Raw genomic sequence first — 8,928 nt, 5'->3', positions numbered from 1 at the left:
CCGTCAACCGCCCCTCGCCGCCCGCCAGTCCGCCGCACAGCAGTGTAGAAGCCAAGGCCCGCCGGCACGAGAACGTCCGTCCGAGCCACGACCGATTCGGCCTCCCCCTACGATGAGCCCCTCGGTGAGATCCCGGGCGCCCGGGCCAGGGACGGCAGGGGGAGGAGTACCGGAGATGGCGTGGGACGAGTGGGAACAGCTCAAGACCGACGCGGCGCGGCGCGGCGCGGGATCCCCGCGGATGCAGCTCAATCACGCCGTCCCCATCGAGGGGAGCACCACCTACGGTGACCTCAAGGTCACCAACGCCGATCTCGCCGGGATCGGCAAGGAGGCGCACGACCTCTACGACCAGTTATGGAAGAGAGCCCGGGTGGCACAGGCGACGAGCGAGTCGGCCGCCGGTGACCTGTCCGGACAGGGGTTCACACTGGGCGCCGGCCTGAAGCACGTGCACGAGCGCTGGGAGGACCAGCTGAAGTCGCTGCTGGACGCCTGCGCGCAGATCGCCAACCACATGCACGTCACCCAGAAGATCCACTCCGGGGACGACGGCTATATCGCCCGCAGCATGAGCAGCATCGACACCCTGGACGCCGGCTTCGACGACCGCGTGGGCCCACCGGGCGAGAAGAACCCGGTCTACGAGACTCCCAAGCCGAAGAAGAAGCAGTGAGGAAGGGCGCTCGGTGAAATTCGAAGACCTCTACCACGCCGACTTCAAGCTGCTCGACGACGCGGTGAGCGACTGGGGACTGCTGGTGCGCAACCTCACCGACTTACAGAAGCAGGCGCGGGACGGGCTGCACGACAAGGCCGTCAAGGCGGACTGGCACGGTGTGAACGCCGGTGTCTCCAAGGAATTCATCGGCAAGACCGCGGGCGAATTCGACGACGCCACGAAGGAGGCGACGTCGATCCACAACATCCTCCAGGACACCCGCGACGAGCTGAAATCCTACAAGCAACAGCTGCACCAGGCGGTCGAGGACGGCCGCAAGAAGAACCTCACGGTGATCCCGTCGGGGGACGGCGGCTTCATCGTCACCATGGTCGTACACCCCGACCGCGCGGCGCACGGCACCTCGGTGCCGGAGCACAGCGTCGCCGACGAGGACGACCTGCGCGACCGTGTACAGCGGATCCTGAACAACGCGGCGAAGAGCGACAGCACCGCGTCCCAGGTGCTCACGGCGCTCGTGGACGAGAGCAAGTACGGCTTCTCCGGCGTCGTCTACAAGAACCGTGACCAGGCGGAGAAGGCGGTCCAAGAGGCTGACGAGCTGGCGAAGCTCGCGAAGAAGGACCCGCGGCAGCTGACCGCGAAGGACTTCGACGCGATCAACAACGGCCTGAGGCAGTACCACGACGACCCGCTGTTCGCCGAGGAGTTCGCCGAGCGACTCGGTGCCAAGGGCACGGAGGACTTCTGGCTCGGACTCAACGACTCCCGTGAGGGCGGCCACCTCGGCTACGAGCGGGGATACAAGTTCGCCGAGTTGCAGAAGAACCTCAGCCTGACCCTGGCCACCGCGAGCCAGTCGGACAGCGCGGGTATGACGCAGTGGAAGCAGCAGGTCATCGACACCGGTGGCAGGGCCGTCGGCACCAACGGCAACGTCCTCGGCTTCCAGGTGATGAGCAATCTGATGCGCGACGGCGACTTCGACGACAAGTTCATGACGGACTACGGCCACGCGCTCATGAAGACCGAGCGCTTCTACACCGACGACGGCAAGAACGTGGCCTGGCAGGCGAGCCTCTGTCCGCAGCTCAACTACGAGGGCAGTGACGGCGGCTGGGATCCGCTCAACGGCTACCTGAAGGGCCTGTCGAACAACCCGGCGGCCGCCACGAACTTCTTCAACGACGACTTCATCGCGCAGGACTCCCACCACAAGTCCGCGGTGTCCAACTTCGACTACCTCTTCAAACAGCGCCACTGGCCGATGGACTCCATCGACCCCCACGGCGTCCACAGCACCGTCGGCCAGAACTTCCTGGCCCAGGCCCTGGAAGCAGCGACCACCGGGCACCCGGCGGGCGAGATGCCGACCATCGACACCCCGGCCCACACGCCCGCCCAGACCGGCCTGTTCGAGGACATCGTCTCCGCCACCGCCGACAAACCCGAACTCCTGACGACCCGCGGCTACATGTCCGACAGCTTCGGGCAGATCGCGGCGGAGTATCTGCCGGACATCAACAGGGCGAACACCGACTTGCCGCACACGGACCTGCTGTACCCCATCGACGGATCCGCCGCCCACCTCGACGGCAGGGACGTGAACAAATTCCTCTTTGCCGTGGGGCAGAATCCGGAGGGATACGCTGCGGTCGAAGTGGGCCAGAAGGCATACATGTCCAATCTGCTCCAGTACCACCTGGACCCCGACCTGCCTGCCGACCACCGCTTCACCAGCGATCACAAACTTCTCGTGCAGACCGTCGCGGAGCACAGTGGGGAGGTTTCCGGGGTCCTCGGCCTGGGCCGTATGGAGGCCATCGGAAGTGCGGCGAAGGGAAAGGACGACGCCTTCAACCACGCTGTCGCCCAGTACCAAAACCTGATCTCCGGTGGCATCGGCACCGCCGTCGGCGTGGGCACGTCGTTCATCGGCTCACCTGTGGCCGGTGGGATCGTGGGCGGAGCCGCGGGCACTGCGACGGGCTCCGCGCTGCAGTGGCTTTTCCAAGACGTGCAGGGCAACGCGGCGGATGGTGCTCACGACAACGAATCACAGGTTTGGCAGACCGGATTGGACCGCAACAGCAAGTACACACAAACCGCGACGGAGCTGGCAGTAAAGCGCTACCACCTTAGCCCAGACCTTGTGAATTATGCGTCGAATGCGAGCCATCAAGGCTATTACAACGCCCAGGCAATCCTGAACGGCCAGGACCCCGGCAATACAGCGGACATCGCGGGATGAAGGAACGCAAGCCTATGAACGCCATCCGGGTTCGCGCAATACTGCGACCTGTGGCCGCCGTCTCCGCCGCCGCCGCTCTTCTGGCCGCACTCTCCGGGTGCGGCGGCGGCATGGAGGAGAAGCGCGAGTACGCGGTTCCCCGCACCCTGTGCGGGATCCCCGTCGACAGTGAGGCGTTGACGCCGTTCCTGCCGAGCGGCCGGACCTTGGCGACGAAGCAGAAGCTCTCCGACGGCTGGGGAGTCCGTTGCGAGGTCCGCGTCGATTCCCGCCTCGTGGCGCAGACCTCGTTGCAGTGGTTGGCAGATGCCCCCAATACGACCTACTACGTGGGCGGCCAGGCCAATTCCAAGCTCGACCACCGCGCCGAGGGCGGCCGGTTCCTCTACTCCGGCTGGGAAGGGTTCGGCGAGACGCGGAACTGCACGAGCAAGAAGCTTCTCGGTGCCCGGCTGTTCACCGCGTTCCAGATGTACTCGGCGGACCACCAGGACGCCGACGCGATGAAGCGCCTCGTCACCGAGTACACGAAGGCCGTCGAGCAGACCGACACCTGCACATACGGCAGGCCGTTCCCCGAGTAGGGGCGTCAGCTCGTCGCGTCCCGGTACAGCTCCCCCGCCTCCGTCCCCAGCACCACGCTGTACGACACGTCGTCCGTCGAGCCGCCCTCCTCGTGGCCGCCGAGGACGCCGACGACCTGGTGGTCGCCGTTGATCCAGGGGCTGCCGCTGGTGCCGCCGGTGAAGGCGGGGCAGTAGATGCGCTGCTGGGTGGCGCTCTGCCGGCGCGGCTTGTTGGTGCAGCGGATGGGGACCTCGCGGGAGTCCGGGTAACCGGTGACCGTCACCGCCGTGGCCCCCGTGGAGGTACCGGTGACGAACCGGTTGCCGCCGACCACCTGTTCGATCGTCCGGCCGCCGAGATCGGCCACCGTGGCGAAGGCGAGGTCGCCGTCCTCGTCCTGGTCCGTGGCCCAGCTGTCCGGCAGGAAGCGCCGGGTCACCTTCCACACCCCGTAGGGCGCCTGCCCGTCCCGGTAGCCCGGCACGAACACCAGGTCGTCGTCGGAGCCGCTCACACAGTGCGCGGCGGTGACGATGAGGTCGCCCCGCCGACTGTGCACCACCGACGCGGTGCAGAAGTGCCCGCCGGCCAGGCTGTTCACGCGATCCGCGCCGAACAGCGCGCCGACCCGGGCGGCGCGCGCGGTCGCGACCGCGTCCGCGGTGACCCCGAGGGGTCCCGGCCCGTCATCGGCGGCGGCCACGGACGCCGACGTCAGGGCGAGCATCACCACAGCCCCGAGCAACGCGGGACGCGAGGTGACCGAGATGCGTGAGATGCGCTTCATCAGGCCTCACTCTGTCTCACGAAGGTGAGAAACCCGCTCCGACTTCGCTGAGATTTCCGGCAGAAACCTCCCGATGGCCGGTGCAGCCACCACGGTACTGGCGCTCCGCCCCGCCCGCCTCCCCACCGGTCATCCGGCGTCAGGACGTCGTCGTCATCCCACCGTCCACCGCGACCTCCTCCGGCCTGCCCCGGCGGCCCGGCGCGGTACGGCCGCGCAGCCGGCGTTCCCAGCCGGGGCCGGCCGTCGGCTCGGCGTCGGCCTCGGTGGCACAGGTGCCCGGCTCGACCGAGCCGACGGTCGTCCCGCACGGGCCGGCGCCGGCCGCGAGTGCCCCGCTCGGACCGTCGCGGCCCGCCTTCGGTGGCGTAGCCGACATCACCCGTCCGACCCGGCCGCCCCACCACGGACGACACGTGGACGGTGCGACCTGGCATCTCAATTCGCTTGGTCAACACAACTCTTCAGTGGCCGACTACCTCAACTCACCTGCGCATACCCGCCGTCCACCTCCCACACCCCGCCCCAGCAGGTCATCTCCCCGTCATCCGCGGGCCATTGATCAGTAAGCCCGGCACCCCGTTTCGGTAACGCGGAAGTCAGGATTCCGAAAGCCCCTTGTTGTCGCGTACTCAACAAGCGATGGTCGTCGCGGGCCGCCGCCCCCACCGGCCAACCCGCCGGTGGTCCCCACCGCAGGCCTCTCCCCATCGCTTCCAGGAGGCTGTACGTTGCGTACGACCACCCCGCTCACCCCCCACATATCCGGCAGATGGCGCCGGATCGGCTCGGCCGCCGCCGCAGCCACCGCGCTCGCCCTCGCGGGCCTCGGCACCGCCGCCCACGCGGAGGCGGCCACCCCGCACAAGGTGAGCGCCAAGACCATCGCCGCCCAGGTCGCCAAGGCCCATGTGCAGTACACGAAGGAGTGCGCCGGCGCCCCGAAGAAGGGCTACGCCGCCTGCAACGCGCTCCGCGTGACCGGGGGCACCACCGCCTTCATGGAGAAGCAGGCCGCCGTCAAGGGCGTCGCACCCCGGACGATCAGCCCGAACGCCACCTCCTCCAGCCCCACCGGCTACGGCCCCTCGGACATCCAGTCCGCCTACGGCCTGGCCTCCGCCGCCTCCGCCAAGGGCTCGGGCGAGACCGTCGCCATCGTGGACGCCTACGACGACCCGAACGCGGCGGCCGACCTCAACACGTACCGCTCGTACTACGGCCTGCCGGCCTGCACGACGGCCAACGGCTGCTTCACGAAGGTCGGCCAGACGGGCTCCACCACCTCGCTGCCCACCGCCGACAGCGGCTGGGCCGGTGAGATCTCGCTCGACCTCGACATGGTCAGCGCGACCTGCCCGAACTGCAAGATCCTGCTGGTCGAGGCCAAGACGGCGTCGATGGCCAACCTCGGCACCGCGGTCAACGAGGCCGTGAAGCTGGGCGCCAAGTACGTCTCCAACAGCTACGGCGGCTCGGAGTCCTCCTCCGACAGCAGCTACGACTCGTCGTACTACAACCACGCGGGCGTCGCCATCACCGCCAGCGCGGGCGACTCGGGCTACGGCGCCCAGTACCCGGCCGGCTCCCGGTACGTGACCGCCGTCGGCGGCACCGCCCTCACCAAGTCCTCCACCACCCGGGGCTGGTCGGAGACCGTCTGGAACACCTCCAGCACCGAGGGCACCGGCTCCGGCTGCTCCGCCTACGACGCCAAGCCCAGCTGGCAGACCGACACCGGCTGCGCCAAGCGCACCATCGCGGACGTCTCCGCCGTCGCCGACCCGGCCACCGGCGTCTCCGTCTACGACACCTACGGCGCCGACGGCACCGGCTGGAACACCTACGGCGGCACCAGCGCCAGCTCCCCGATCATCGCCTCGGTCTACGCCCTCGCCGGCACCCCGAGCAGCGGCAGCTACCCGGCGCAGTTCCCGTACGCCAAGGCCGGTACGTCCGCGCTGAACGACGTCACCAGCGGCAGCAACGGCTCCTGCACCACCAGCTACCTGTGCACCGCCCGGTCCGGCTACGACGGCCCGACCGGCCTGGGCACCCCCGAGGGCACGGCCGCCTTCACGGGCTGAGCCGCCGACCCGAGAACGGGACACCCCGTCGGGTCACGGGGCGCCGCCGATGAGGGGGGCGTGGGGCTCCCTCGGCGGCACGGAAAGAAGGAGGGCGGACCACGGCAGCCGGCCGTGGCCCGCCCTCCGCCGTGTCGGCACCCGGCGCCCACCGCCCCGCCGCCCGTCCGTTTCCCCGTCGTCACCTGTGAGTTGGGTCAAGGGAACGACAACGTTGGGTAAGGCGGAAGCCAGGATTCCCGCGCACGGGCAGCACACCCCTTGTTGTCGCGTACTCAACAAGTCATCGTCTTCGTCGTACCGCCGCACGCACCAGCAACGCCCCTGTTCCCACCCCTCGACCGGAACATCAGGAGGCTGCACATGCGTACGTCCCCCGCCATCGGCACCACGGCCGCACCCGGCCGCCGGCGCCGCATCGGCACCGTCTTCGCCGCCGCTGCCGCACTCGCGTTCGCCGGGTTCGGCACCGCCGCCCAGGCCGGCGCGGCCACCGCCGCCCCCGCCGGGGCGACCTGGGCCAAGACCCCCTGTGCCACCCCGAAGCACCAGGGTGAACTCGCCTGCAACTCCCTGCGGGTGACCGGCGGACTCACCGCCTTCCAGCGGGAGCAGGCCGCCCGCACCGGCGTCACGCCCAAGGCCGCCAACGCCTCGACGCCCTCCGGGTACGGCCCCTCCGACCTCCAGGCGGCCTACGGCCTCACCTCCGCCGCCTCCGCCAAGGGCTCGGGCGAGACCATCGCCATCGTCGACGCCTACAACGACCCGAACGCCGAGGCCGACCTCGCCAAGTACCGCTCCTACTACGGCCTGCCCGCCTGCACCAAGGCCAGCGGCTGCTTCAAGCAGGTCAGCCAGACCGGCTCCACCACCTCGCTGCCCACCAGCGACGCCGGCTGGTCCGAGGAGATCTCCCTCGACCTCGACATGGCCTCCGCCATCTGCCCGAACTGCAACATCCTGCTGGTCGAGGCGACCACCCCGACGATGGCCAACCTCGGCACCGCGGTGAACGAGGCGGTCAAGCTGGGCGCCAAGTTCGTCTCCAACAGCTACGGCGGCTCGGAGTCCTCCTCCGACAGCAGCTACGACTCCTCCTACTTCAACCACCCGGGCGTCGCCATCACCGTCTCCGCCGGCGACTCCGGCTACGGCGCCGAGTACCCCGCCGCCTCCCAGTACGTGACCTCGGTCGGCGGCACCGCCCTCACCAAGTCCTCCACCACCCGGGGCTGGTCGGAGACCGTCTGGAACACCTCCAGCACCGAGGGCACCGGCTCAGGCTGCTCCGCCTACGACGCCAAGCCCAGCTGGCAGACCGACACCGGCTGCGCCAAGCGCACCATCGCGGACGTCTCCGCCGTCGCCGACCCGGCCACCGGCGTCTCCGTCTACGACTCCTACGGCGTCACCGCCGGCTGGTACACCTTCGGCGGCACCAGCGCCAGCTCCCCGATCATCGCCTCGGTCTACGCCCTCGCCGGCACCCCGAGCAGCGGCAGCTACCCGGCCAAGTTCCCCTACGCCAAGGCCGGCACCACGGCGCTGAACGACGTCACCAGCGGCAGCAACGGCTCCTGCACCACCAGCTACCTGTGCACCGCCCGGTCCGGCTACGACGGCCCGACCGGCTGGGGCACCCCGGCGGGCGTCTCGGCCTTCACCGGCTGACCCCTCCCCGACCAGCACCCCACAGGCCCCGGCGGCACCCGCCGCCGGGGCCCTCGGCCGTTCTCGGGCGCCCGCGCATGAGACCATCGATGCGGCTTCTCACCCGACCAGCCGTCAAAAACCGTGCCAGGGCGTAAAAAAGGTCAACGACGGGACCACACGGCAGGTTCCGGTCGGACCTCGTTGCCCGGGGTGACCTGCCGTGATACACAGAGTGACCGTACGTCGTATTCGTACGAAACCCGCCAGTCAATGACGTCAAGTCGACATACGACGGCGACGTTGTCGGCGACAATGAGGCCTGACCTCTGCACACCGCAGAGGGCTCGCGGAACTACCCATCAGGGGCGGTGACTTACATGCTCTTTGCGGCCGACAAGGGAGACATCAACACCATCATCGGCGGGATCGCTCCGAACTGGGGGCCCTTCGGCAGCCTGGGCAACGAGGCCAAGGTGATGATCGAGGTGGTGATGGCCGTCGCCATCCTGCTCTGCCTCGGCATCGCTGTCTGGGGCGCGGCGAAGCAGCGCATCGGGGCGACGGCGCTGCGCGACACGTTCAGCGCGGAGCAGGGCAAGGGCCTCATCATCGCCGGGCTCACCGGAGTCTTCATCATCGGCTCCCTCGGCACGCTGTTCACCATCGTCTACGGCATGGCGGTCTAGCCTCCCTGTCCCCTCCCTGTCCGTCGTGCCCACCGGCTGAGGTTGCGTTTCCCTGATGTCGAGTCACCACACCGCGTCCGCGCGGGAACCAGCACGGCTACCGTCGTATGTCTACGAGGTGGAGGGGGCGTACCCGGTATGAGTCCCGGAGACGAGCAGGGCTACTCCGACTACGGCGACACGGGCCAGACCCGTACCCGCCTCCCCGACAA

Annotated in this window: 8 protein-coding genes; 6 read left to right on the top strand and 2 right to left on the bottom strand. The window is 69.0% G+C overall.

Annotated elements, in window-relative coordinates:
- Positions 1-175: 175 nt before the first annotated feature.
- Genes FRZ03_RS10740 through FRZ03_RS10730 form a run of 3 tightly spaced genes read left to right on the top strand, consistent with a single transcriptional unit; the run spans position 176 to position 3,517 of the window.
- The gene (locus FRZ03_RS10740; RefSeq protein WP_146464919.1) at positions 176-676 is read left to right on the top strand and encodes a hypothetical protein; all 501 of its coding nucleotides are present in this window, start codon (positions 176-178) and stop codon (positions 674-676) included.
- A 13-nt stretch (positions 677-689) separates the two neighbouring features.
- Complete coding sequence (locus tag FRZ03_RS10735; RefSeq protein ID WP_146464918.1) at positions 690-2,933, top strand: DUF6571 family protein; 2,244 nt, start codon at positions 690-692, stop codon at positions 2,931-2,933.
- A gap of 50 nt (positions 2,934-2,983) precedes the next feature.
- Positions 2,984-3,517, top strand: a complete 534-nt coding sequence (locus FRZ03_RS10730; protein ID WP_146464917.1) for a hypothetical protein — start codon at positions 2,984-2,986, stop codon at positions 3,515-3,517.
- Between the two features lie 5 nt (positions 3,518-3,522).
- Here FRZ03_RS10730 and FRZ03_RS10725 read toward each other — a convergent pair whose 3' ends face one another.
- Positions 3,523-4,287, bottom strand: coding sequence for a trypsin-like serine peptidase (locus tag FRZ03_RS10725; protein ID WP_146464916.1), 765 nt, complete (start codon positions 4,285-4,287; stop codon positions 3,523-3,525).
- Positions 4,288-4,426: 139 nt separating this feature from the next.
- Positions 4,427-4,666, bottom strand: coding sequence for a Rossmann-fold NAD(P)-binding domain-containing protein (locus FRZ03_RS10720; RefSeq protein WP_146464915.1), 240 nt, complete (start codon positions 4,664-4,666; stop codon positions 4,427-4,429).
- 352 nt (positions 4,667-5,018) lie between these two features.
- Here FRZ03_RS10720 and FRZ03_RS10715 point away from each other — a divergent pair, with 352 nt between their 5' ends.
- From FRZ03_RS10715 to FRZ03_RS10705, 3 genes are all read left to right on the top strand, one after another.
- On the top strand, positions 5,019-6,374 hold the full coding sequence (locus tag FRZ03_RS10715) for a S53 family peptidase (protein WP_146464914.1): 1,356 nt from the start codon (positions 5,019-5,021) through the stop codon (positions 6,372-6,374).
- Positions 6,375-6,737: 363 nt separating this feature from the next.
- Complete coding sequence (locus tag FRZ03_RS10710; RefSeq protein WP_146464913.1) at positions 6,738-8,048, top strand: S53 family peptidase; 1,311 nt, start codon at positions 6,738-6,740, stop codon at positions 8,046-8,048.
- Between the two features lie 359 nt (positions 8,049-8,407).
- Positions 8,408-8,716 (top strand): hypothetical protein, encoded by a 309-nt coding sequence (locus FRZ03_RS10705; protein WP_009189392.1) that lies wholly within the window; start codon positions 8,408-8,410, stop codon positions 8,714-8,716.
- Positions 8,717-8,928: the final 212 nt, after the last annotated feature.

This window comes from Streptomyces misionensis, assembly GCF_007896895.1.
Taxonomy (GTDB): Bacteria; Actinomycetota; Actinomycetes; order Streptomycetales; family Streptomycetaceae; genus Streptomyces; species Streptomyces misionensis_A.
The sequence above is the reverse complement of the archived record's forward strand: the minus strand, read 5'-3'. Positions and strand labels throughout refer to the sequence as shown.